Below are 26100 nucleotides of genomic sequence, written 5' to 3' on the forward strand. Positions count from 1 at the left end.
GCCGCCAACCCCGCAAGGTTCCCACCTTCCTTGGGCACCAACGCCGACTCGCTATAGAAATACAGCTTCCCATCCGGCGCGACAAACTCAAAATTGCCCGTGCGCAGGTTCACTACCGCCGTATACCCCTCCGGCGCCACCACGTTCGCACCAACCCCTGAACCATCACGGTAATACGACGGCAACCCCGGCACCTGTCTGCCCGTCGCACCACCCACCGCTTCGGCAATGGCCTCGCGCTCGGCCACCGTCTTGCTCACCTGCCCCAGCTTCCCGGCCTTGCCGACCGGTACCAGGTTCATCACGAACTTGGTCTGCCACTCCGCTTCCACCCGCGCCGCTGCCGTAGGATTGCCCTGCAGCCGATACAGGGTCGCCTCGGCGCGCATGTCCTGCCACTCCTGCACCACCGCTTCAGGGTGACTCAAGGCGTTGATCACCTGATGAGGCACCTGCGATGCGGTGTTCTGGGTATCGGTCAGCAACCCCTTGCCCAGGCCATACAAGCCTTTAAGCATATTGCCCAGCGCCGAACCTGCACCCTCCACCGAACCCAGCGTTTCTGCCGTGGGATCGTACTTCCCGAAGTTCAGATTATTGGCGTAGTACGCGGCGTACTCGGTGTCCACACCAGGGCGCAGGAACTCGCGATTCTTGGTGGAATCGTTGAACTCGGCGCTATGCGTGCTCGCATATTCCTTGAGCAACGCCACGGTCTGCTGCGCGGTGTACTGCTTGCCCGCCTCCCCCGCCACAGGCACGTCACCATTGGCACGGCTCACGTCGAGGCTGTCCGCCATTGGCGCCAGCGCCTGGCCGAGGTGCGCCAGGGTACTGGCCTCGATGGTCCTGCCATTGGCGGTAATCACCTGCCGCCACTCGTTGTCGGTGTAGTAGGCCAAGGCTTCGGCCATGCGCCGCTCCGCCTCGGCGGGGCTGATGCCTAGCTCCTGGGCGAGTGCAGGTGCCTGCTTCTTGATCTGGACCACTTCTTTGGGATGCGCCTGCCGGTTGTAGCGGTCGGCCATCTGGGCGATCCAGGCACCTTTCTCGACGTCGCCGTTGACCAGCCCCGCCGCAGCGAGGCCGGTGAGTTGCGAGAAGGTATCGCGCAGCGCAGGCTGCTTCTTGTAGAGCTCCTCCAGCGCCCCCGCCATGGCGGCGTTGGCCCCGGCAGCCGTCGCGCCGCTGGCGAAGTCGCCGCCGGTGGCCACAGACACGGCGCCCCCTGCCAACGCGTGCAAGGCTACACGGCCTGCGCCACCTTCCTGCCACAACGCGATAGCGGCGGCATCGCTGCGGCTTTCTGCGTCGGCCAGGTTCTTCGTTGCGAGGTTGCCGATGGCATTGAAGGCGGAAGCGGCGACGACGTTGGACGCCTGTGACACCAACGCGTTAAGCAGGTTGTCGCTCAGGCTCCCACCGTTCACCACGGTCTTGATCGCACCCGAGGTCACACCGATCGCACCGGCCCGCAGACCGAAGCCACCTATGCCTTCGAGCTTGCTCAGGTCAAAGCCGTAAGTGCGGCTGAAGGCGGCTTCGTCGCCGCCAAGCTTGGGATCGATGTAGCCAGCGGTGGCGCCGGTCACCAGGCCGGAGATCACCGCGCCCTTCAGGCTATCGCTGCTGAAGGTATCCTTGACCACCAACCCCAGGTTGCCGCGGTTGTTGATGGCGCTGATCGCCGCATTGCTGGTCAAGCCGGTCAGCCCGGCCGTCACCGCCGCATTGGCCCAACCAATCCCGCTCAGGGCAGCGCCGGTACCTGCTGCCCAGGCACCACCTGCAGTGGTCGCAGTAGCGGCAGTGGTTGCTGCTGCCGAAGCACCTGCGGTAGTCGCGCCGCTGGCGACCAGGCCACTGGCCACACCCGCCGTCAGGTAGCTGACGATGATGGCGATCACCATCTGCGCTGCCACGCCCATGCCGGAATGGCTGTATTTGAAGGAGTCGTGCACCTCCTTGACCTGACGCCAGTCGACGTCGCCGCGTGCCTCGGCCTCCTTGAGCCAGGCCAATTGCGGATCAGCCACGACCATCGCATCGATGATCTGGCTCACGCTCTGCCGGTCGACCTGCTTGATGTCGATCTGCAGCCCATCGGCAGCCTTGATAAGCACCTCGCCCTGGGCCAGCAACTGGCTCTGGCGCAACGTCTCATCGGTACTACCCTTACCCTTGGCGCTGTTCCACGCCAGGCTCGATTTGCTCTTCTCGTGACTCTCCTGATGAAGGTCCTTCACACCCTCGAACGTGATCGTCCCACCACTGGCCAGGGTAAGGTCTTCACCACTCTCAAGCTTCGCCGCCTGATAGCGCTGGTCGCCGCCGCTCGCCAGCGTGACAGCGCCTGCCGCCGAGACTTCGCTGCCAACATGCCGCACATCGGTGACTTCGTCGCGCTTGGTCTTCTTGCTGCCGAAGCTGCCTTTGCTCTTCTTGTCGTACAGGGAGTAGTCGCTGTCCGCCTCGGCGAGCAACGACAGTTGCTCCCTGGCATACAGGTACGCCTCGTCCCCGGCACTCACACGGCTGGAAATCAGCGCCAGGTCCTTGCCAGCGGTCAGCGCAACATCACCTCCGGCCTTGACCGAAGTACCGACTTGGCTGACGTGGTCTTCCTGGCGGGTGACTTTCTTGGTCTTGCTGTAGAAGTTCGACTCGTTGGCCGCAGAGGCCAGGGTCAGGTTCTCCAGTGCATCGACCGCAACATTGCGCCCGGCCTCCAGGGTGCTGGCGATGGCGGTGAAATCGCGACCGGCACTCAAGGCCAGGTCGCCGCCTGCGGTCACCTGCGAGCCGTATTGCTGCGTGGTCTGCGTGCGGTAGTTGGAGCCTATCTGCGTGCTGTCGACCTGCTGCGCCGAGGTGATCAGCAGATCGCGCCCGGTGCGGATATCCAGGTCGGCTCCAGCACTCAATACACCGCCACTATTGATCAGGTCGCGACCAGCATGAATCGAAAGGTCATTGGCTGCCTCGATACGCGCGGCACTGTCGACGAAGTCAGCACGCTTGCTGTACGCACCGGCACCGCTGGCATGGCTGCTGACGCTGCGCTCGTTGACCACATCGCCGCTGAGGCTGGTGAGGCTGACGTCGCGGCCGCTGATCAGGCCGCCGGCACCATTGACGATGCGATTGCCAGCCAGCAGGTCCAGACGGCTACCGGCCTCGATCAGGCCGCTGTTGTCGAGGTCGTGGCCGGCGCTGGCGGAGAGGTTGTTGCTGGCCCGCAAGGTGCCGCTGTTGTCCAGGTTCTGGCCGGCGACCAGGGTCAGGTCGTTGCCGGCGATCAGGGCGCCGTTGGGCGCCAGACGGTTGTTGGCGTGGGCCAGGTACAGCACCGGCACCAGCACCTGCTCGCCCATCACCTCGTGCTGTTCAAGCCAGACGATGTCGTGAGTCAGGGCGGCGACCTGCTCGGCGCTGAGGCTGACGCCGACCTGGAGGTCGAGCTGGTTCTTGCTCGTCAGAGCGTTGTCCATCAGGTGGCGGTACAGGGCCTCGCCGTCGGCCTGGCCATCGATGAATTGCTGACCGGTGCGGGCGACCACCGCCTGCTGGATCAGACGCTGCTCGTAGAAACCGTCGCCCAGGCGCTTCCAGCTCTGGTCAGGGTCGTAGCCGAGGTTGCCAAGCAGATAGTCCGAACTCATGAACTGCTTGAGGTCGGTGAGTACCGGATTGGTCTCGATCAGGTACTTGTGCGGCTGCGGGGTGCCAGTATTGGCCGGAACGCCCTGCACCCGCGGGATGCTCTGCGCCGCGGGCAGTGTCATGGCGGTGGAGACGGTGCTGGCGACGGTCGGGAGGGCCTGCTGGAGCGTCGGCGCGGCCACCGACGTCATTGCCGGGAGGCTGGTGTCGCGCGCAAGGATGGTCTCGGTGGAGGGCTGTGCAAGCGTGATTGGCGTGCTCGGCCCAGGCTGTGCAGTGGACCAGTGCAACCCGTCGGCGGCCCCTCCTACCTGGCTCGACGTGCCTTGGCTGGCGGCCACTTCGCCGCTGCGGCTGGGCAATGTACCCGGCCCCTGGGCCTGATCGATGGCGGCCACGCGCACGTTGGTGGCGGCCGGGTCCAGACCTGCGGCCTGACGCTGATGCGCCTGCAGGGCGCGGTCGCTGCCAGCGACGGCGGCCAGCTCGGCGAGATCGACGCTGCGGCCCTGCACAAGCGGCGTGGGCTGCTGGCGCTGTTGCAGGTCGATGCTCGCGCTGCCCAGTTGCCACTGGGTCGGGACGCTGGACGTAGCGCTGGCCTTGGCCTGGTTGGCAGCCTGGGCGCTGAGGCGGAACAAGCCGTTCTGACCGGTGGGCAGGCTGAAGCCGGGCAGGGTCAGCGGGTTGACCTGCTGCTGGGCGAGGTCAGGCGGCAGTTGCTGATGAATCGTGACGATGGTCGGCTGGGCCCCGCCGGAGACCGTAGTGTCCGAAGACCGCTGGCTGATGGATGACGCGGTGTTCTGCACCACGATGTTGCTGATGTCGTTGCTGGCGGTCAGCCTTGCCTTGCCACCGGCCTGGATGATCGCAGGGGCCACCGGGGCGCCACCCTCGACCTTGATCTTGTCATCGATCCCGATGAACACACCCGGGTCGAACTTGTCGACCAAAGCCTTGAACGCCACCGGATCGAACGGCCCAGATTGCGGATGGGCCTGATCGTAGGCGGCCACCGCATCGATCATTTCGTAGAAGTAACGACCGGCGATCTTCACGTCCTTGCCGATCTGATGGCGGTCAGTCCCCGAAGCCGAACCGCCGGCCACATTGGAGATATTGGCACTGTCAATGGCCAGGTCGTTGACGGCGGAGATCAGGCTGAATTCGTTGTTCAGTGCAGTGCTGGCAATCGTCAGGTTACGGCCAGCCATCAGCATTGCCATGGGCGAATCTTCATGCACAACGGTGGAAACCGTCTGCGAAATGAACGCCGGCCCGCGCACCCACTTGCCGCCAGGGCGACCGCAATGCTGGACGCAGTAGATGCTGATCGAACCGCTGGTCACCTGCGTGTCCGAACGGAATTTTTCACGCTTGTTGATCACGCTGGCGGCCTGCAGGTCGATATCACCCGCCGCTTCGATACTGGCAGAACTGTTGAGCACGCTGTTTGCCCGCGTTCCGCCCGTCACACCGCCGACCAGCAGATTGCCGAGGCTGTAGACATCGGCGTATTCGTTGCTGAAAGCGCCCACCTGAAGCCTCATGTTCTGGCCACTGAACATGAAACCACGGCTGCCATCGGCAGCCTGGACGTTGCGCAGGTCCTGGCTGACGACCGTCAAGTCCTGCGAGGCGGCCAGGGTTCCGACGTTGGTCATGCTCCCAGCCAGCATTTCGAAGTTGCGTGCCGAGGTCAGGCGGCCCTGGTTCGACACTTGACCGGCTACTGCGATACGCGTGTTGTCGCCCCCGGCGATACTGCCGGTGACGCCAAGCTCTAGCTGCCCGGCATCGATGCCCAGTTGGCCAAGGCTGGCGGTGCGACCATTGCCGGCATAGCGTCCGCCAAGGTGCAGGTCGAGGCTTCCATCACTGATGATCCGGCCGTCGTTGAGCCAATTGCCGCCACTTCCCGACAGCCGCTGGGTCGCCAGCAACTGCCCGGAGGCTGTCTGGGTCAGCTCGCCGACGTTGAGCGTCAGCCGCGCGGCCTGCAGCACACTGCTGTTGGTCCAGCTGGCCGCCTCCAGGGTCAGGCCGCCAAGGGTGGCAATGTCACCGCCGGCATTGCTGAGGTTGGCCATGCCGATCTGCAGGTCGCCACTGCCACCGTGCAGCAGGCGGCCCTGCTGGTTGAGGAAGGTGCCGGCCTGCAGGTTGAAGTCCTGGCTGCCGATTTCAAGGGCGCCAGTGCGGTTGTCGAGCAGCCCGGTAACCTGCAGGCGGCTCTGGGCGCCGCCAAGGCTGCGCAATTGGCCGCCCTGGTTGTCGAGGGTGGCAGCGACCAGGCCCAGGCGGCTGTCACTTTCGATGATTCCTGCGCGGTTGTACAAAGCACCGCCAAGGGTCAAGTCCAGCGCTTGACCGGCGAGCTTGCCACCGGCGCTGTTGTCCAGCGCAGTCGCCTCGAGGGTGACCTGGCCCTGGCCGTAGAGGCCGCCATCACGGTTGTCCAACTGTTGAGTACGGATAACCAGAGGCCCTGCCTGCGCCGCCAGACGACCGCCCTGGTTGTTCAGGCCGCCGAGGGCAACGAGGTTGAGCTGGCTGGCCTGCAGCGTGCCGCCTTGGTCGTTGCGCAACAGGCCGGCGACCTGCGCCTGCAGCAGCCCGTGAAGGCTGGCCAGCACACCGCCGCGGTTGTCCGTGCTGCTGGCCGACAGCGCCAGCGGGCCCTGCTGGGCGATCAGTTTGCCGCGCTGGTTGTCCAGCACTTGCTGCAGGCGCACATCGAGCGCCTGGCCGGCCTGTACCGCACCGCCTTGGTTGGTCAGGCTGGCGGCTTGCAGGCTGACGCTGGCGTCACGGCTGGAGATCAGGCCGTCCTGGTCGTTGGCCAGGGTGTCGGCGAGCGTCACGGCTACCGCGCCGTTGGCGGCCAGGGTGCCCTGGGCAGAGTTGTCCAGACGGCTGCCTGCCAACTGCAGGGTGCCCTGGCTGGCCAGTTGACCACCCTGGTTGAGCAGCGTCGCGTTGCCCAGCACCTGCAAGGCGCTGGTCGCGAGCAACTGGCCCTGGGCGTTGTTCAGCAGACTGGCCAGGTCCAGGCTGAGCAAGCCCTGGCTGATGACGTTGGCGCTGCGGTTGTCGAGGCTGGCGGCCTGGATGAACAGGTCGCCACCGGCATCGATGCGGCCCTGACGGTTGTCCAGGGCGCCGAGCAGGTGCAGGCGCTGGGATCCGCCGCTGGCCAGGTAGCCGCTACGGTTGTCCAGCGCAGCCGCGTTCAGGCGCAGCGCGCCCTGGCTGACCAGGGCGCCACCGCTGCTGTTGTCGAGGTTGGAAGTGACGCTCAGGTCCAGGTCGCCGGCGCGACTGGAGAGCGTGCCCTGGTTGCGGTTGTCCAGGCTGTCGGCACTGACCGACAGGCTCTGCCAGCCGGAAACCAGACCGCCCTGGTTGCTCAACACGCCGCTGCCGACACCCAGGCGCTGGGCCGAAATCAACCGGCCGCCGTCGTTGTTCAGGGTCCGTGCTGCCAGGTCGAAGCCCAGGTCGCTGGCGATCTCGCCACGCTGATTATCCAGGTCGCGCAGGTTGGCCAAGGTCAGGGCACCCTTGGCGCGAATCAGCCCGTCGCGGTTGTTCAGGCCGCCGCCATCCAGGCCCAGCAGCAGGGCCAAGGTGCTGTCGCCGAGCAGGCGTCCGCCCTGCTGGCTGAACTGGCGTGCCTTGATCTGCAGCGCCGCGCCAGCGGAAAGTTCGCCCCCGTCGTTGTTGACGTCGGTGGCTGTCAGATCCAGACCTGCCTGGCTGTTGATCAAGCCTTTGTTGCCGTTGTCGAGTTGGCCGGTCACGAGGGTCAGTCGTTCGCTGGCAAGCAACTGACCGCCTTGGTTGGCCAGGCTCGCGCTGTTCAGCACGAGTGCGCGACCGGCATTGAGCAGCCCGCCACCCTGGTTGGCCAACTGACCGGCAACGTCCAGTTGCAGATCGCCGCGGCTGGTCAGCAGGCCCGCGCCGTTGTCCAGGCTGGCGGCGCTGACCGAGAGGCTGGCGGCGGCGATCTGGCCCTTGAGGTTGGCCAGGCTGCGCGCGACGATCAGGTTCAGGCCTTGGTTGCCGAGCAGGCGACCGTTGCCGTTGTCCAGTTCGGCGGCCGCCAGGGTGAAGGCGTTGGCACTGGAAATTTCACCGCCACGATTGTCGACCCGGCCAAGGCGCGTAAGCAGCAGTTGACCTGGGGTATTGATCAGCCCGCCCTGGTTGTCGAGGGTACCGCCGGCCAGATCGATTGCCACGCCGCTGGCGCTATAAAGCGTGCCGCCATGCTGGCGCAGGCTGCCGAGGTTGGCCTGCAAGGCCTGCTGACTAGTGATGCGTCCGCCACTGTTATCGAGCTGGGTAGCCTCGATGCGCAGGCGATCGGCACTGCTCAGGCGGGCGCCGGAAAGGTTGTCGACGCTGGCGGCGCTGATACTCAGCAGGCCCTTGGCGCTGACCGTACCAGCGTCGCGGTTATCCAGGTGCGCCGCTCTCAGTTCCAGGCCCGCGTCGCCCAGGATCTGCCCCCCGGCGTTGCCCAGCGTGCCCTGGCTGCGCAACAGCAGGTCGCTGGCACCGGACAGCACGCCGTGATCGTTGTCGATGCTTGCGGCGCTGACGCTCAGCGCGCCGTCGCTGTCCAGACGCCCATTCTGGTTGAGCAGGCCGTCGTCCAGCTCGACACTCAGGTCGGCGCCGCTGCGCAGTGTACCGCCGGCGTTTTCCAGCCGCGTGCCGGTGAGGGTCAGCGGCCCCACGCTGGACACCAGCCCCATGGCGTTGAGCAGAGTGTGCTGCTCGATGACCAGCGCGCCCTTGGCCAGGATCAAGCCAGCGCCGTTATCCAAGCGCTGCCCGCTCAGGCGCACTTCGCCCTGCCCGGAGACTTCGCCAGCGCGGTTGTCGAAGGCAGCGCTGTGCACGGTCAACAGGCTCTTGGCGGCGAGCAGGCCTTTGTCACGGTTATCGAGGGTGTCGGCCTGCAGGTTCAGCGTAGTGTCGCTGGCAATCTGGCCAGCCTGATTGTCCAGGCTGCCCAGGCGCGCTTGCAGACCCGATCTGGCAGACAACTGGCCTTTGCCGTTGAACACGCTGCCGGCCACCAGTAACAGCTTGCCGTCAGCCTGTAATGTGCCCGCTGCGTTGCCCAGCAGGCCGTCGACCTGCACCTGGAGGTCGCCGCGGCTGCTGATCAGACCGGCGCCGTTGTCCAGGCCGGCAGCCTGCAACTGCAGGCTGCGCGCACTGACCAGGCCGCGCAGGTTGTCCATTTGCCGGGCGATGCGCAAGGTCAGGCTGGCGCCGGAGAGCAGCTTGCCACCGGTGTTGTCCAGACCGTCCGCGGCCAGCTCGAAGCCGACCAGACTGGAGATCTCGCCATCGCGGTTGTCGACCTGACCAAGGTTGTGCAGCAACAGGCTGCCCGGGCCGCGGATAAGCCCGGCACTGTTATCCAGCACACCGCCGTTGAGGTCCAGGTTCAGGCCATCGAGGCTGAACAGTTCACCGCCGTGCTGATCGAGACCGCTGACGCTGGCCTGGACCTGACGTCCGGCCAAGGTGCCGGCCTGGTTGCCGACCTGACCGGCGCGCACTTGCAGCAGTTGCCCACTGCTGATCAGGCCGCCCTGGCCGTTGCTCAAAGCACCGCTGCTCAGGTGATTGTCACCCTCGGCGGTGATGCGGCCGTGGTCACGGTTGTCGAGGCTGGCGCTGGCCAGTGTCAGCGCCGCGTCGGTCTCGATGGTGCCGCCGCGGTTGTCCAGCGCCTGGATGCCCGTCAGGGACAATTCACCATGGCTGGAAAGCTGGCCTGCCTGGTTGAGCAGTTGCCCGCCTTCCAGGATCAGGCGGCCAGCGCTGTCCAGGCGTCCGCCGCGGTTGTCCAGCAGCGCCTCGGCCAGTGGCACGCCGCCGTTGTCGAGCACCAGGTGCAGAGCCTGCCCGGCAGCGATCGAACCGCCCTGGTTGTCCACCCGCGCAGCACGCAATTCGACCTGCTGGGCGAATACCAGCGCCGTATTGCGGTTGAGCAGGCGTTCGACGGTCAGGGCCAGACACGTGCCGGCGATCAGCTTGCCACCGTCGCTGTTGTCCAGCTGTGTGCCGCCCAGAGTAGCCTGCGCCAGGCTGCTGAGCTGGCCACCACGGTTGTCGAGCATACCGACCTGCAGGTCGAGACCCGTGTTGCCGGCGATCAGGCCACCGCTTCGGTTGTCGGCATTATCGCCGTGCAGGGTGAGCCGACCTTCGGCGATCAACTCGCCACCCTGCTGCTGCAAGGTGCCAACACTGGCGTCGAGATTACCGCGAGTGGCGATACGACCCCTGCTGTTGTCGACCTGGGCCAGGCGCAGATCAAGTGGCCCGCCGGCGCTGAGCAGGCCTTCGCGGTTGTCCAGCGTGGAACCTTGGTAATCCAGGCGGTCCTTGCTGCGCGTCACCCCCTGGCGGTTATCGAAGCGGTCGACCAGCAGTTGCAACAGGCTGTCGGCATGCAGCAGGCCAGCCTGATTATCGACGCTGTTCGCCTGCAGGCTGAGCAGTTGCTTGCCGGAGACGACGCCGCCACGGTTGTCCAGACGGCCCAGGGCCAGGTCGATCAGGCCACGGGCACGCAGTTCGCCAGCTTGGTTGTCGAACAGGCCGGTGCTGCGTACGTGCAGGTTGCCGTCGCTGACCAGGCTGCCCTGGGCGCTGTTGTCCAGGCCCGCGCTCTCGACCTGCAAGGCGTTGCCGGCAGCCAGGGTACCGCCGCGGTTGTCCAGAGCGTCGCTCAGGGTCAGGGTCGTGCTGTCGTCGCCCAGTACGGCGCCGTCCTGGTTGTCCAGGCTGGCAGCGCGAACCTGGGTCTGACCGCTGCTGGACAGCTCGCCGCCGCGATTGTCTACCTCGGCAGCCACCTGCAGGTCCAGGCGTTGCCCGGCGCCGAGAGTGCCGTGCTGGTTATCCAGCGTGCCGGCCACCACCTGAAGCTGGTCGGCCTGTACCAGGCCCTGGTTATTGCGCAACTGTTGCGCCACACGGATGAGCAGTGCGTCATCACTGATCAGTTGGCCGCCACCGTTGTCCAGACGCTGGGCGACCAGCTCGAAACTGCGCGCGCTGGAGATCTCACCTGCGCGGTTGTCGACCTCGCCGAGCTGGCGCAACAGCAGTTGGCCGGCGGTGTGGATGAGGCCCTGACGGTTGTCGAGCCGCGCGCCGCGCATGTCGACGGTCAGGGCGGTGTCGCTGAGCAACTGTCCGCCGCCTCGCTGGTCGAGCCCGATGAGTTCGGCCAGCAGTGCACCCTGACTTGTGACACGACCGCCGTTGCGGTTATCCAGGTTGACGCCGATGAGGCTGAGGGTCGCGCCACTGGTAACGCGACCGGCCTGGGCGTTGCTCAGTTCAGCCAGTTCCAGGCGCAACGGGCCCTTGCCTTCGAACAGGCCGCTGGCACTGTTGTCCAGGCGCTGGCCAAGCAGCTCGATGCCGGCCTCGGCGCTGACCATGCCGCCCCGGTTGTCCACCTGACCGAGCACCAGGGTCAGGGCATTGCCACTGAGCAGACGCCCAGCGCGGTTGTCCAGGTACTCGCCGCTCAGGCTCAGCCCGGCCTTGCCCAGCAATCGTCCCTGGGCCTGGTTGTCGAGGCTGCCGGCGCTCAATTGCAACTGAGCACCGGCTGCGAGCAGGCCGCCACGGTTGAGCAAGCCGGCAGCGATTCGGGCGCGCAGGCCTGCATCACTGGTCAGTTGCCCGGCGCTGTTGTCGAGGCTGCCGGCGTCGAGCGTCAGCGGCCCGCCGGCCTGCAACGTGCCGTTCCGGTTGTCCAGGTGCGTCGTCACCTGCAACTCGGCATCCTGCTCGACCTGCAACAGGCCCTGACGGTTGTCCAGTTGGCCAAGTCGCGCATTCAGGTGCGCAGCACGCACTTCGCCCTGGCGGTTGTCGAGGCTTTCAGCCTGCAGGTCCAGGCGCTGAGTGGCGGCGAGCACTCCGGCGTTGTTGATCAGTGCCGTGCTGTGCAGATCGATGAGCGGTGCAGCCAGGCGCCCGCCGACGCTGTTGTCCAGGGCGCGAGCGATGCGCAAGGTGAGTGCTTGCTCGGAGAGCAGTTTGCCACCCCGGTTGTCGAGGTTGTCAGCCAGCAGTTCGAAGGCCCGCGCAGAGGAGATCTCGCCGCCGCGGTTGTCGACCTGAGCCAGTTGTCGAAGCAGCAACTGGCCAGGTGCATTGATCAGGCCGCCCTGGTTGTCGAGCAGACCGCCGCGCAGGTTCAGCAGCAGATCGGCGCCACTGAACACTTGCCCGACGTTGTGCATTTGCGTGGCGCTGACCTGCAGCCTCTGACCAGCATGCAGGCGCGCGGCAGTGCCGTTGTCCAAGCGTGCGGCATTCAGGCTCAGATGATCGGCGGCGTACAGTTGCCCACCGGTGTTGTCGAGGTCACCGCTGTCGATACTTGCCGACTGACCGGCGCTCACGGCGCCACTGCGGTTGTCCAGCACAGCGGCGCTGGTCAGGGTCAGTCCCGCATCGGTCTGCACGCGACCGGCGCGGTTGTCGAGGCGGCCGAGGTGGGCATCGAGGGTCTGCCCGCCGAGGTTGCCGCGCTGGTTGTCGAGCGCGCCCTGAACGCTCAGGGTGAGCCCTTGACGGGCCTGCACACGGCCATCGAGGTTGAGCACGTCACCGGCGCTCAGGTCCAGCTGCTCGGCGCTGATCAAGGCGCGACTGTTATCGAGTACGGCGGCGATACGCAGGATCAGCGCACCATTGGACGACAGGCTGCCATCCTGGTTGTCGAGGCTGTCGGCGGCGAAGGTGAAACCGCTGCTGGCATGCATCTCGCCGTGACGGTTGTCCACGCTCGCCAGATTGCGCAACACCAACGCACCTGCACTGTGCAGGCGCCCGCCAGCGTTGTTCCAATGACCATGCAGCAGATCGAGGGTGAGTGCCTGATCAGCGTCCAGGCGCCCGCCTTCACTGTTGTCCAGGCTGGCGCTGCTCAGGCTCAGGCTCTGCTGGCTGGTCATGCGTGCGCCACGGTTGTCCAGCGCGAGCGCCTGAACGTCGGCGGCCAGGACCGCGCTGGTCAGCCCGCCACGGTTGTCGAACCGGCCCTTGACCTGTGCAGCCAGGGTGCCACGCGCCTGCAAGGTACCCTGGCCATTGAGCAGTTCGGCGGCAGTGAGCGCCAGCCCTTGTGCCGCGATCAGGCCTGCACCGTTGTTCAACTGCTCGACAATCGCCAGTTGCAGGTCGGCGCCGCTCAGCAACTTGCCACCGCGGTTATCCAGCTGGCGCGTGGCAAGCTGGTAGCCCTGAGCCGAGGAGATCTCGCCGGCGCGGTTGCCGACGCTGCCCAAGCCCAGCAGCCGCAGCGTACCAGGGCTGCTGATCAAGCCGCCGTCACTGTTCTCCAGGTGCCCGCCGCGCAGGTCCAGGCTCAACGCCTGGTCGGCGTGCAATTGGCCGCCGCCGCGCTGGTCGAGGCTGCCGGCCTGGACATCGAGCTGGCCGGTGCTGGCGATGCGTCCACCGTCACGGTTGCCGAGGCTGCCCGCCTGGAGGTGCAGCTCACGGTCGGCGGCCAGGGTACCGGCGCGGTTATCCAGTGTGCTGCTGGCGGTCACGGCCAGTTCGCGGCCGGCACTGATACGCCCGCTGTCATTGTCCACCTGCTGCGCGGCAATGGCCTGGCGCTCGCCAGCGGCGAGCTGCCCGGCGCGGTTGCTGACCCGGGTTGCGGTGATCTGCTGGGCACGCGTGGCAACGACCTGCCCGCCCTGATCGTTGATCAGGCTGGCAGCCTGCACAGTCTGGTCGCGGCCTGCCAGAACGCGGCCCTGGGCGCTGTTGTCCAGCACACCGACGTGGCTGCGCAGGTCTTGGGCGGCGCTCAGCGTGCCGCCGCGGTTGTCCAGCGAGCCACGAATGTCGGCGCTCAGGTCACGGCTGGCAACGATGCTTTTGCCGGTATTGACCAGCGCACCAGCGGCCAGGTCGATATCGCCTTGGGCATTGCGGCTGCCGTCGGTGTTGACCCCGCTCTCGATCACGCCCAGGTTGCTCAGGGTGCCGGCGGCCTGGACCTGCAGCTTGGCGCCTGCGGTCAGCGCCTGACGATTGACCACTTCGGCACTGCTGAGCACTTCGACGCGCGACGCGCCATGAACCGGCCCCTGGAGATCGACACCTGCCGCCCGCACCGTCACCGCGCCGCTGGCGCTGGCCTGGTTCAGGGTGAGTTGCCCGTTGACATCGAGCTGGATGTCGCCGCCGCTGGCGGCCATCTGGCCATCGAGCTTGACCCCTACGCCGGCTTCGGTGCCCACCAGCTTGATGGCCCCGGCATACATGCCGCCCAGGGCAGAGCTGTCGATAGCCAGCGTCGGCTTGGCGCTACCCTCTTCGGCTCGAGCCGTCGCCGCGAGCGTCCGGGCATCGACATCGTTGCGTCCGGCGACGATATCCAGGCGCCTGGCCTGCAGCCCGGCATTGATCTGCGCACTGCGGGTGATGATCTCGAAGCGGTCGACGTTGCTGGCATTGAGCCCGGCACCTTCGATCGCCACGCTGCCCTGCTCCACCTGGTAGCGGGTCAATTGACCGTTGTCGATCACCGGCGTACCCGTAGTCAAGGTCACCTGGGGCGTGTTGATAAAGCCGCAGCCATTACAGGTGATGCCATGCGGGTTGGCGACGATGACATGGGCCGACTGCCCCGCCACCTCCGTATAGCCGCGTAGCTGGCTGGAGTTGGCGCCGTTGACTTCGTTAAGGATGATGCTCGCCGCCGTGCCCTGCAGGTTGGGGTTGCCGACGATGATGCCGCCCAGTTGCGTCTGCTGCGTACGGCTGGTGGCGTTGTTGAGGATCAGCCCCTGCTGGCCGACGTTGTAATCGCTGAACTGGTTATGCGAGAGGCCACTGCCGTTGGGCGCGGCAATATTGACGATCGGCACGCCGTTGCCCGCCTGACCGACACTGGTATTGCCGCCGCTGACCATCACCCCTTCGGCAGCCTGCGCCCACAGTGGCTGCCAGAACATGACGTTGGCCAAAAGGAAGGCCTGCGCGCGCTTGGACACACCGCAGAATTGCAGGCGGGGTTGCAGGCGCGCCGAAGGCTGGCGAGCCAGGAAGGTGAAAAGGCGAACGTCCATGTGTTCTCTCGGGGCTCAAAGCACGAATCAGATGAAGAAATCGAGCCGCAGGTATACCGGATGCTCCTTGTCGGGCAGGGCATCCGGGCGTTCGAGGCTGCGGGCAAAAGTCACACTGGCCGCCAGGTGACGACCCCGGGCGAACAGCTCCAGCGAATGGCTGCTGGCACGGCCATGGCGGTCGCCGTTGTAGCGGTCGTTGCGGATCACACCCAGGTCGTAGCCCAGGCCCATCCCGTATTCGGCAATCACCGGCTGTGCGACGGACCAGGTCACCGGGCGCGTCCAGCGCAGGTCGCTGCGCCAGTAGGCGCCGCTGTCGCCGGACAGCGACTGGTCCTTGAAACCACGCACAGACGACAACCCACCCAGGCTTATGCGCTGCGGGCTGAACAACACGTCCTCGCTGCGCTGGGCAGTAGCCAGGCTGGTAACGCTCAACTGCTCGCCGAATACCTCAAAGCCCTGCACGTAACTGACCGTCGCGGTGTACTTGCGATAGCGCGCCACCGGCTCGCCAGGTCGCGGATTACCGTTGCCCTGGGCATCGAAGGCACCAATGCCCTCCTGCGTGCCCAGGTCAAGGTTGACGAAGGCCGTGCCCAGGCGCCGACCGTGGTTGATGCCGAACTGCGCTTCGCTCAGACGATTGCTGCTGGCTCGCAGCAGGCTGTCTTCGATGTAGTTGCGGGTGCGCAGATGGGCAACGCCCAGGTTGACCGAGGTCTTGCTTGTGGCGTCGCGATGCAGTACACGATCGACGCGCAATTGATGATTCTGGCTATCGCCGGTCTGTTTGAAGTCGAAGCCGTTGGCCTGGCCTACGGAGCGGTAGTCGGACGCGCTGTAGCTGTACAAGAAGTTCCACCAGCCCCAGGGCAGGCTGTAGGCCAGCACCCCGTTCTTCGCCCCCTTGGTGTGATCGCTGACCACATCGTGGGCACCGCGTAGCACCAACTGGTCGGCCAGGCCCAGCGGGCTATCCCACTCGAAGCCTAGGTTGACCTGCTGCTCGCCGGTGCTGCGTTGGCCTTCGTTGTTGCGCGACAAGGAAGCCCGCCAGGGCTTCTGCGCCTGATTGCGTACCAGCACCTGGCTGCCACCCACCGCCTCGCCAGGGACCAGTTCCATCTGCGCCTTGTTCGAAGGCAGACGGTTGAGCTGGTCGACCATCTGCTCGATCTCACGCAGGTTCAGAGGCTCACCGGGCGCGCCGGGAAAAGCCATGGCCAGCTCCCGCTCGCTCAGCCTGCTGTCGGGAGCTGCGCGCAAACTCTCCAGGCGCCCCTCTACCACCAACACCTGCAGATGCCCGGTGGACAGGTCCTGCTGCGGCAAGTAGGCGCGGCTGGTCACTCGGCCACGATCCAGATAATGGTTGGTGATGACCTTGAGGAGCTCGTTGAGCTGGCTGACACCCAGGCACTGACCAATGAACGGCTTGAGCAGGCGCTCGCGCTCGGTCTCGGTGAGGCTGTCGGCACCCTTGAGGGTGATGGAGCGAATGGTGAAGCAGCGGGTGTCTTCAGTCGCCGGTACGGCACTCGGCGGCGCCGTGCTGCCGGGCAGGTTGCGCAGCTCTTCGATGCGCCGCTGCTGCTCTTGCAGCAGGCGATCCTGGCGGTCGCGTATAAGATCCTGCTCCAGCGGCGAGGCCGCCAGGGCAGGCATGCTGGCAGTCAGCATGAGAATCGCGCTGCAAAGGCGTGTGCGAAACCCTATCGCCATGTTCCAGTCCCTGGGCGGTGAAAAAGTGGGGACGGAGAATACAGAGATGGCCTTTTGGCGTCAATTTGCCATCACATCAAGGGCAAACAGCTACATGCTGAACCTTTGCTGGCCGGCCAGACTCCACCGATAGACTGCACAAGGAGCAAGCGCCATGAACGTTATATGCCGCATCACCCTGCTCGCCACCCTGTCCTGCGCCCTGCCCGCCTGGGCCTGCACACCGGAAGAAGCCACGCAAAAGCGCGAGGAGCTGGCCAAGCTGGTGACTCAACTGACCGAGCAGAACCCGCAGAAGGCCAAGGAGATCAACGATGAGCTCCAGGGCATGGATCTGGGGGCTGCGAGCAAGGACTTGCCGGACAAATGCCAGCTGATCGACAAGCGGGTGAAGGAGTTGAAAGAGGCGGAGCAAAAGGCGGGCTGAATCAAGAAGCCTGACGCTCTTTGTGGGAGTGGCAGTTCGGCGCCCCGGCTTGTGCCGCGATCGGACGCGACGCGGCCGCAAACCAGGCCGCCGGGATGTCTCTGGAACACCGCGGTGACTGGGTTGCGGCCGCTTCGCGCCCGATCGCGGCACGAGGCCGCTCCCACAGGGATGGGGGGTTATTCTGCCTTAGGCGTACGCTTCTTCAGCGGTGCCAAGCCGTCCGAGCTGCTCAGCGGCGCGTTCGGGCGAGGCTTGGCGGTCGGCTTGCGCTTGGCGGCGGCCTTTTTGTCGCCGGTCTTCTTGTCGACCTTTTTCTTCTTCGCGCCAACCGCCTTGCCCGACGCCTTGACCTTCTTCGGCCCGCTGTAGGTGCCCTTGACCTCCTTGATGACCCGGCGCTCGAACTGCTGCTTGAGGTAGCGCTCGATGCTCGACATCAGGTTCCAGTCGTTATGGGTGATCAGCGAGATCGCCAGGCCTTCGCCACCGGCACGGCCGGTACGGCCCACGCGGTGCACGTACTCGTCACCACTGCGCGGCATGTCGAAGTTGATCACCAGGTCCAGGCCGTCGATGTCCAGGCCACGGGCCGCCACGTCGGTGGCCACCAGTACCTTGGAGCTGCCCTGCTTGAAGCGCTCGATGGCCAGCTTGCGGTCCTTCTGGTCCTTCTCGCCATGCAGGACGAAGGCCTTCACGTCCTTGGCCACCAGGTGACCGTAGATGCGGTCGGCCAGGGCGCGGGTGTTGGTGAAGATGATCGCCTTGTCGAAGGTCTCGTTGGCCAGCAGCCACTGCACGATCGCTTCTTTATGCTGGTCGTGGTCGGCGGTGATGATCTGCTGACGGGTGCCTTCGGCCAGTTGCGAGACACTGTTGAGCATCAGGTGCTCAGGGTCTTTCAATACCTTGCCGATGATGTCGCGCAGCGCTGCACCGCCAGTGGTGGCGGAGAACAGCAGGGTCTGCTCGCGGTTCTCGCACTCCTTGCACAGGCGCTCCATGTCTTCGGCAAAGCCCATGTCGAGCATGCGGTCGGCTTCGTCGAGGATCATCACCTGCACGTGCGAGAGGTCGAGGTTGCCCGCGTTGAGGTGCTCGAGCAGACGGCCCGGGGTGCCGATCAGCACGTCCGGCACCTTGCGCAGCATCGCGGCCTGCTCCTTGAAGTCTTCGCCGCCAGTGACCAGGCCAGACTTGATGTAGGTGAACTGCGAGAACAGCTGCACCTGCTTGAGGGTCTGCTGGGCCAGCTCGCGGGTCGGCAGCAGGATCAGCGCACGGATCTCGACCCGCGGCCCGCTCAGGTCGACCAGGCGGTTGAGCAGCGGCAGCACGAAGGCTGCGGTCTTGCCGCTGCCGGTCTGCGCCGTGACCCGCAGGTCACGCCCTTGCAGGGCCAGGGGAATGGCCGCCGCCTGCACCGGGGTCGGCTCGACAAATTTAAGCTCGGCCACGGCTTTGAGCAGGCGTTCGTGCAGGGCGAATTGGGAAAACACGGGTGTACCTCAGACAGATGCGGACAATTCGGTTGCATAGGGTAACGTTTTCCGTGGCCAGAGCCGAGTTTCTTTTGGCACCATCGGCGACTTCCGCGCATCGACTGCGCTTCGTTTACTGTGAATATCGGCCTTATCCCATGGACATCCAACGACTCTGGCACGACACCCTCGACCTCTGGGGCGTTCTCGACCAACATCCACTGCTGCACGCGGCCCTCGGCCTTGGCGTGCTGTTGCTGGTATCGCTGCTGGTAGGCCGCCTGGCACGCCTGCTGGTGGTGCACGTCAGCCGTCTGCTGGCCCGTCAGCCCACGCTCCGGTGGCTCGATGACCTGCGCGACAACAAGGTACTGCAGCGCCTGGCGCAGACCACGCCGTCACTGGTGGTGCAGTTCGGCCTGCGCCTGGTGCCGGAGTTGTCCGATACCGCGCAGCATTTCCTGGGCAACCTTGCGCTGGCCTTCACCCTGCTGTTCATGACCCTGGCGGTGTCGTGCCTGCTCGACGCCCTGCTGGACATCTACGCCCGCACCGAACACGCACGCACCCGCTCGATCAAGGGCTATGTGCAACTGGCGAAGATGGCGCTGTGGGTGTTCAGTGCCATCGTCATCGTCGCCACCCTGATCGACCGCTCGCCGCTGTTGCTGCTGTCGGGCCTGGGTGCAATGTCGGCGGTGCTGCTGTTGGTGTACAAGGATACGTTGCTGTCGTTCGTTGCCAGCGTGCAGTTGACCAGCAACGACATGCTGCACGTTGGCGACTGGATCGAGATGCCCCAGGTCGGCGCCGATGGCGATGTGATCGACATCACCCTGCACACGGTCAAGGTGCAGAACTTCGACAAGACCATCGTCTCCGTCCCCACCTGGCGCCTGATGAGCGAGTCGTTCCGCAACTACCGCGGCATGCAGCAGTCCGGCGGGCGGCGCATCAAGCGCAGCCTGTTCATCGACGCCACAGGCGTGCGTTTTCTCACCCAGGAAGAGGAACAACGCCTGGGCGGCGTGCGCCTGCTCGGCGACTACCTGGCGACCAAGCGCAAGGAGCTGCACGACTGGAACGAGGCCCAGGGCCTGGTCGCCGAACTCTCGGCCAACCGCCGCAAGCTGACCAACATCGGCACCTTCCGCGCCTTCGCCCTCGCCTACCTGCAGAACCACCCCGAGGTGCATCCGGACATGACCTGCATGGTTCGCCAGATGGAGACCGGCGCCGAAGGTGTGCCGCTGGAGATCTACTGCTTTACCCGCACCACGGTGTGGGGCGAGTACGAGAGGATCCAGGGGGATATCTTCGATTACCTGCTGGCGGTGTTGCCGGAGTTTGGGTTGAGTTTGTATCAGCAGCCTAGTGGTAGCGATATGCGCTCAGGGCTGGCGGCGCGGGTCGAGCGGATGAGCGAGGCCTAAAAAGCGCTCCCCCTGTGGATGCGGCGGTTCGGCGCCCCGAATTGCCCCGCGAAAGGGCCGCAAAGCGGCCCTCTGCAATGAAAAGCCGTATCCGATAACCAATGGAAGCTCAAACTCTTGGGTTTCCACCTAAAAGCCGCATAGCAACTCGCGCCTCCCTGCCAGTACTTCGCTTGCGCAACGCGTAGTCGTACTTATCGGTTGCCCCCCTAAACCGCAATGATCTGCGTGCCGAGCGATCGTGTGCCGAACCATTTGAGCAAGTCCTATGTCAACGACAGAGCTCCGTACAGATAGGGGCGCGCTGGCCTACAGTGCAGAAAGTGCTTTGGACTGATGGGCATCAGACGGCAGCTTTATCAGACCTGCGCGCGTCCAGTAACTGCCCATCGCGCTCCCCCTTGTTTTTAGAGACTGCGTCCATGGAAAACTCAAGCTGCGCCGCTTCGCACGACCGTGCCCTTGACTGGCTGAACTTCTTCCTGGCTGACGTGCGTGACGGACTCGGCCCCTACCTCGCCATCTACCTACTTGCCGTGCACCAGTGGCAGCCGGCGAGCATTGGCCTGGTGATGAGCCTGGCAGGCATTGCTGCACTGGTGGCGCAAACTCCAGCGGGAGCCTTGATTGACCGCACGACAGCCAAACACGCGGTGGTCGTGACCGCCGCCGTGCTGGTGACCGGCAGCTGCCTGCTGCTGCCGTGGATTTCGTCGTTCGCCGGGGTGGCCTTGACCCAGACGATCGGTGCCATAGCAGGCTCGCTTTTCGCTCCGGCGATTGCCGCCATCTCGCTGGGCATCACAGGCCCCAAGGCCTTTACGCGAAGGGTGGGTCGCAACGAGACGTTCAACCATGCGGGCAATGCCTGCTCAGCATTGCTGGCCGGTGGCTTGGCGTATCTGTTCGGCCCGGTGGTGGTGTTCTATCTCATGGCGGTCATGACCGTAGCCAGCATTGTGGCGATGTGGCGTGTGCCAGCAGCCGCCATCGACCACCAGGTGGCTCGCGGCCTTGTCCATGGTCCGGGTTGTGCTGAAAACCTTGCCAGGTTCAGGGTCCTCCTGCACAACCGCACGCTCTTGGTATTCGCTGTGTGCTGCGCTTTATTCCACTTGGCCAACGCGGCGATGCTGCCGCTGGTGAGCCAGAAGCTATCGCAAGTCGACCTGCGCTTGGCCACGCCACTCACATCCGCCTGCATCGTCGCAGCGCAGTTGGTGATGGTGCCGATGGCGCTGCTCGTGGGGGCAAAGGCCGAGACCTGGGGGCGCAGGCCGTTCCTTCTGGCCGGCTTTTTCATCCTACCGCTACGCGGAGCCCTGTACGTTGCGTCCGACAATCCCTTCTGGCTGGTTGGCGTGCAATTGCTCGATGGAATCGGCGCAGGCATCTTCGGAGCATTGTTCCCGATCGTGATCAAGGACTTGACCGAAGGCACCGGGCGCTTCAATTTCAGCCTTGGCGCGCTGACGGCGGTGTTCGGACTGGGCGCTGCGCTCAGCCCTGGGATTGCCGGGCTGGTTGTTCAAGCAGCCGGCTACGATGCGGCATTCCTGACCTTGGCCGGCATTGCCGCGGTCGCCTTCGCAATAGTGCTGATGGCGCTGCCGGAGACTCACCCGCGCGTCGCACCATCGCCCCTGCCTACCCCTGCCGGAAACTAGACGCCTCATGCCTTACAGCGAAAATGCCTCGATCATCTGGACGGTAGCCGCTCTGGCAACCTGCGGTGTCATCCTGCGCCCATGGCGGATCCCGGAATACGTCTGGGCCATGGGCGGTGCGCTGCTACTGACAGGCCTGGGCCTGATCACACCGCGCAGCGCTCTGGCGGCAGTGGCCGAAGGCGGCGACGTGTACCTCTTCCTGATCGGCATGATGGTACTGGCCGAGCTTGCACGCCAGGAGGGGCTGTTCGACTGGCTGGCCCGCTACGCGGTCCGCCACGCCCGAGGTTCGGGGCAAAGGCTGTTCGACCTGGTATTTCTGGTGGGCACGCTAGTCACCGTGTTCCTGTCCAATGATGCAACGGCGGTGGTGTTGACTCCCGCGGTGTATGCGGCGTGCAAGGCTGCCAAGGCCGAGCCTTTGCCCTACCTGTTGATCTGCGCCTTCATCGCCAACGCCGCCAGTTTCGTGCTGCCGATTTCCAACCCGGCCAACCTGGTAGTCTTCGGCAGCCAGATGCCCCCGCTACTGGAGTGGCTGAGGCAGTTCAGCTTGCCATCGCTTGCGGCAATCGCTGTGACCTATCTGGTGCTGCGCCTGACCCAACGCCGGCAGATCCGCCAACCGCTGACCCTGAATGTGGATAACCAGCCGCTGTCTCTGGGTGCCCGTCTATGCGCAGTGGGCATCGTGCTCACGGCGATTCTGCTGCTGGGGGCCTCAGCGCTGGACCGGGCACTAGGCCTGCCGACCTTCTGTGCCGGCGTGGCAACCACAGCACTGATCCACTTACGCCAGCGGCGTAGCCCGATGCCGGTGCTACGCCATGTGGCGTGGGGTGTGCTGCCGTTGGTGGCGGGCTTGTTCATACTGGTCGAAGCTGTCGCCCAGACCGGCCTGATAGTGCAGCTTGCCCAGGGGCTGGCTGCTCTGGCCGCAGACTCGACGATCAGGGCCAGTTGGGTGGGGGGCGTGGGCGTGGCCATCGCCAGCAACCTGATGAACAACTTGCCGACTGGACTGATAGCCGGGTCCATGGGGTCGCTGGTGGCCCTGCCGCAGCAGGTGACGGCTGCGCTGCTGATCGGCGTCGACCTGGGGCCGAACCTGTCGATTACCGGATCACTGGCCACCCTTTTGTGGTTGGTGGCGATCCGTCGCGAAGGGGCGCATGTCAGCGCCTGGAACTTTTTGCGCCTAGGGGTGCTGGTGATGCCGCCTGCACTTGCAGCAGCACTGCTGGCGCTATAGCGCCGGGACCCGTGCAGGGGCAGCTTGATGGCGGCGAGCGGCCCCAGACGATATTTTGGGGGGAATACAGCGCATCCACGAAGCTCAACTTTCTACCTGTAGATGCCATTGGTGGGGAGAAAGTAAAACATTCTTAATCGCTGATTAATCACAACTTTGAGTTTCGCCCAGGTAGGATTTTGCGCGTATACCTGTGGAGAAAGCTCCGATGTTCCGAATGCTGTTTTGTGCCACCCTCTTAACCACTTCATTCGCCTGCTCGGCTGCTGACGTTGTACACGGCGGTAAGGAAACACTGACCGTTCTGAGTTCCGGCGGGATCATGGGCGCCATCCGCGAAGTAGCGCCAGCGTATGAGAAGAAATATGGCGTGAAGCTGGAAATTCTAGCCGCACCATCGATGGGGGATACCCCACAGGCCATCCCAAACAGACTCGCTCGTGGTGAGCAGGCGGATGTTGTGCTGATGGTTGGTTCGGCCCTCGACAACTTGGTCGCCAGTGGACAAGCCGACAAAACGAGTCGAATCGATCTCGGAAAATCTTTCATTGCCATGGCCGTTCGCAAAGGTGAACCGAAGCCAGACATAAGCACCATGCAGACCTTACGCAAAGTGCTGCAAGATAGCAGCTCTGTCGCTTACTCCGACAGCGCAAGCGGGGTATATCTTTCCAAGACGCTGTTCCCTCGCATGCAGCTTGGTGAACAGTTCGAGTCGAAGGCTCACATGATACCTGCCGAGCCCGTAGGCGCAGTGATCGCTCGTGGCCAAGCACAGATCGGCTTTCAACAGCTAAGTGAGCTTAAGCCAGTAAAAGGTATCGACATCGTTGGTCTGATCCCGGCAGAAGCGCAGAAAATGACCCTGTATTCGGGCGCTGTCGTCAACAAGAGCCAGCATCACGCCGCAGCCCAGGCGCTGCTCGATTACCTGGCCTCACCAGAAGCCGACGCAGCGATCAAAGATAGTGGCTTGACGCCGCTACCCCATCCAGCAAGCTGACGACACGCGCCGACATTGACCGCGCGGCTACGCAAGACACGACGGTCTCGCCTCAGCCTTCGCTGCGCGCGTGTCGGCTTTGGGTCGAGAGCATTCAGTCACGGTCAGCAAGCCGCCGCTCTCGGCCAACCCTATTTCAGTTGGCCGCATAGACTCGCTGAATTGCGCGTATCCTCGGCCGGTCCTACAGGCGCGGGCTTGTCCCGCGATCATCCCGTAGCAGTCAGCCCGCCACACCCAGCAGGTACATGAGCCCGGTCAGGGTCAGCAGCGAAGCCACCGTCGACAGCAGGATGGTGCGCGAAATGAGCCCCGCCTCACGGTTGTAGTACTCAGCCAACATAAATGGCCCGGTCCCGGTCGGCAGCGCCGCCAGCAGCACCGCCGAGGTCGCCCACATGGTCGGCAGGCTGAACACCTTGAAGGCCAGCACCCAGGTCAGCGCCGGTTGCCCGACCAGCTTGAGCCCCACCAGCGGCCAGGGGCTGGCCTGCGCGCCGCTGCGTTTCTGCGCCAGGAATGCGCCCAGCGACACCAGCGCGCAAGGCGTGGTGGCCAGGGCGAGCATGTCGAGAAAATGCATCACAGGCTCCGCCAGGCCCAGGCCGGACATGGCCCAGGCGGCGCCGGCCAGTGGCGAAATCACCAGCGGGTTCTTCGCCAGCGCATTGCCCACCAGCATTACAGCGCGGCCGATCTGGCGTTCTTCCTGCAGGCCAATCTCGATCAGGGTCAGGGAAATCGCGAACACCAGGCAGACCACGATCAGCGACGAGATCAGCGCCGGTTGCAGCCCTGGCTGGCCAAACAGCAACAGGCACAGCGGGATGCCGATGTAGCCGGTGTTGGCATAGCCCGCACTCAGGCCATCGATGCTCGAAGCCACCAGGCTGTGGCCGCTGAACAGGCGCCAAGCGAGGGTGATGAAGAACATTGCCAGCGCGCCAGCACCGAAGGCGACAATGAAGCCGGGGTGCCAGATTTCGCTCCAGGTCGCGGTGGCGGTCACCTTGAACAGCAGCGCCGGCAGACACAGCCAGACCACCATGCGATTGATTTCGGCAGCGGCCTGCTCGCCGAGCTTGCCGGTCTTGCGGCACAGGTAGCCGGCCAGGATCAGCGCAAAGATCGGCGCGACGATGACCAGGATGGTATGCATGGACTCCTCAGGCCTTGCCGACCAGCGCCGGGCTGCGACGGTCGCCCAGCCGGCTCAGCCACACCGAGGCGAGGATCACCGCACCCCCGATGAACAACCGCCCCAGCGGTTCGTGCTGGTTCCAGATCAGCAGGTTGAGCAGCAGGCCCACCGGCACATGCAGGTTGTTCATCACCGCCAGGGTGCCGCCGGAAACCAGGCAGGCGCCCTTGTTCCACCAATACAACCCCAGTGCGGTCGGGCACAGGCCGAGGAACAGCAGCACCAGCCATTGCACGTCGGTGCTCGGCAGGTGCTGGGCGTTGCCGAACAGCAGGAAGGCCGGCAACACGACGATCAGCGCGCCCAGGTAGAAGTAGCCAAAGCGCTTGTAGTGCGGCAGGTCGCTGGGGTGGCGGGCAATCAGGTGGCGGTACAGGACCTGCCCGGCGGCGTAGGTGAAGTTGGCCAGTTGCAGGAGCAGGAAGCCCATGAAGAACTCGCCGCTGATGCTGTCGAAGCGGATCACCGCTGCGCCGGCCACCGCGACCAGCGCCGCAAGCAGCGCCCAAGGGTTGAAGCGGCGGTTCAGTGCATCTTCGATGAGGGTGACGTGCAGCGGGGTGAGGATGGTGAACAGCAGCACTTCAGGCACGGTGAGCACGCGAAAGCTCAGGTACAGGCAGACATAGGTGATGCCGTACTGCAGCGCGCCGATCAGCAGCATCGAGCGCATGAAGCGCGGCTCGACCTGGCGCCAGCGGGTCAGCGGCAGGAACACCAGCCCTGCCAGCAGCACCCGCGCCAGCACGGCGAAATAGCTGTCGACATGGCCGGCCAGGTATTCGCCGATCAGGCTGAAGGAAAACGCCTGGATCAGCGCGACGATAATCAGGTAGCCCATGGTTGCCTCTCGTGGATCAAGGCGGCGACCTTAGCGGGTAGGGGGTGGTCTGGGCAACCGGGAGGAGGATGAAGATGCGGCGGTGGATGGCACCGGCTGTGCCGGTGATCGCGGGACAAGCCCGCTCCCACAACTCACACCCACGAGTGCCACCGCCTTTGTGGGAGCGGGGGTGTTGGGGAACAAAGGGAAAAGAAATGGCACCCCCCGCAGGGAAACCTTTTAGGGCAAGGGAGGACGTACAA

The 26100-nt window shown here is 64.9% G+C and carries 10 protein-coding genes; 5 read left to right on the top strand and 5 right to left on the bottom strand.

Going from position 1 to position 26100, the window contains the following annotated elements; translation table 11 throughout:
• On the bottom strand, window positions 1-14816 hold a 14816-nt coding region (locus ACPZMI_RS22575; RefSeq protein WP_426353114.1), incomplete at its 3' end, for a two-partner secretion domain-containing protein.
• A 27-nt stretch (window positions 14817-14843) separates the two neighbouring features.
• Entirely contained in the window at window positions 14844-16544 is a 1701-nt protein-coding gene (locus ACPZMI_RS22580; protein WP_426353115.1) for a ShlB/FhaC/HecB family hemolysin secretion/activation protein, read from the bottom strand.
• A 154-nt stretch (window positions 16545-16698) separates the two neighbouring features.
• Between ACPZMI_RS22580 and ACPZMI_RS22585 the strand changes: the two genes are divergently transcribed.
• The gene (locus ACPZMI_RS22585) at window positions 16699-16971 is read left to right on the top strand and encodes a hypothetical protein (protein WP_426353116.1); all 273 of its coding nucleotides are present in this window, start codon (window positions 16699-16701) and stop codon (window positions 16969-16971) included.
• Window positions 16972-17150: 179 nt separating this feature from the next.
• Here the strand turns inward: ACPZMI_RS22585 and ACPZMI_RS22590 are convergent, their stop codons facing one another.
• Window positions 17151-18473, bottom strand: coding sequence for a DEAD/DEAH box helicase (locus ACPZMI_RS22590; RefSeq protein ID WP_426353117.1), 1323 nt, complete (start codon window positions 18471-18473; stop codon window positions 17151-17153).
• A gap of 140 nt (window positions 18474-18613) precedes the next feature.
• Here ACPZMI_RS22590 and ACPZMI_RS22595 point away from each other — a divergent pair, with 140 nt between their 5' ends.
• From ACPZMI_RS22595 to ACPZMI_RS22610, 4 genes are all read left to right on the top strand, one after another.
• A complete protein-coding gene (locus ACPZMI_RS22595; protein ID WP_186666866.1) occupies window positions 18614-19888 on the top strand; it encodes a mechanosensitive ion channel family protein in 1275 nt (424 codons plus the stop codon).
• A gap of 422 nt (window positions 19889-20310) precedes the next feature.
• Window positions 20311-21555 (top strand): MFS transporter, encoded by a 1245-nt coding sequence (locus tag ACPZMI_RS22600; protein WP_426353118.1) that lies wholly within the window; start codon window positions 20311-20313, stop codon window positions 21553-21555.
• Between the two features lie 7 nt (window positions 21556-21562).
• Window positions 21563-22810, top strand: a complete 1248-nt coding sequence (locus tag ACPZMI_RS22605; protein WP_186666867.1) for an arsenic transporter — start codon at window positions 21563-21565, stop codon at window positions 22808-22810.
• Window positions 22811-23018: 208 nt separating this feature from the next.
• On the top strand, window positions 23019-23813 hold the full coding sequence (locus tag ACPZMI_RS22610; RefSeq protein ID WP_125930467.1) for a substrate-binding domain-containing protein: 795 nt from the start codon (window positions 23019-23021) through the stop codon (window positions 23811-23813).
• Window positions 23814-24036: 223 nt separating this feature from the next.
• Here the strand turns inward: ACPZMI_RS22610 and ACPZMI_RS22615 are convergent, their stop codons facing one another.
• Window positions 24037-24972, bottom strand: a complete 936-nt coding sequence (locus tag ACPZMI_RS22615) for an AEC family transporter (protein WP_426353119.1) — start codon at window positions 24970-24972, stop codon at window positions 24037-24039.
• Window positions 24973-24979: 7 nt separating this feature from the next.
• The gene (locus ACPZMI_RS22620) at window positions 24980-25855 is read right to left on the bottom strand and encodes a carboxylate/amino acid/amine transporter (RefSeq protein WP_186666870.1); all 876 of its coding nucleotides are present in this window, start codon (window positions 25853-25855) and stop codon (window positions 24980-24982) included.
• Between the last annotated feature and the right edge of the window lie 245 nt (window positions 25856-26100).

Source organism: Pseudomonas wayambapalatensis (assembly GCF_049942315.1).
GTDB lineage: Bacteria > Pseudomonadota > Gammaproteobacteria > Pseudomonadales > Pseudomonadaceae > Aquipseudomonas > Aquipseudomonas wayambapalatensis.

Bases quoted from the DNA above. Each gene is read 5' to 3' on its own strand.
- ACPZMI_RS22595 (WP_186666866.1), top strand. From the start codon at position 18,614: ATGGACATCCAACGACTCTGGCACGACACCCTCGACCTCTGGGGCGTT.
- ACPZMI_RS22600 (WP_426353118.1), top strand. From the start codon at position 20,311: ATGGAAAACTCAAGCTGCGCCGCTTCGCACGACCGTGCCCTTGACTGG.
- ACPZMI_RS22620 (WP_186666870.1), bottom strand. From the start codon at position 25,855: ATGGGCTACCTGATTATCGTCGCGCTGATCCAGGCGTTTTCCTTCAGC.
- ACPZMI_RS22610 (WP_125930467.1), top strand. From the start codon at position 23,019: ATGTTCCGAATGCTGTTTTGTGCCACCCTCTTAACCACTTCATTCGCC.
- ACPZMI_RS22585 (WP_426353116.1), top strand. From the start codon at position 16,699: ATGAACGTTATATGCCGCATCACCCTGCTCGCCACCCTGTCCTGCGCC.
- ACPZMI_RS22605 (WP_186666867.1), top strand. From the start codon at position 21,563: ATGCCTTACAGCGAAAATGCCTCGATCATCTGGACGGTAGCCGCTCTG.
- ACPZMI_RS22580 (WP_426353115.1), bottom strand. From the start codon at position 16,544: ATGGCGATAGGGTTTCGCACACGCCTTTGCAGCGCGATTCTCATGCTG.
- ACPZMI_RS22615 (WP_426353119.1), bottom strand. From the start codon at position 24,972: ATGCATACCATCCTGGTCATCGTCGCGCCGATCTTTGCGCTGATCCTG.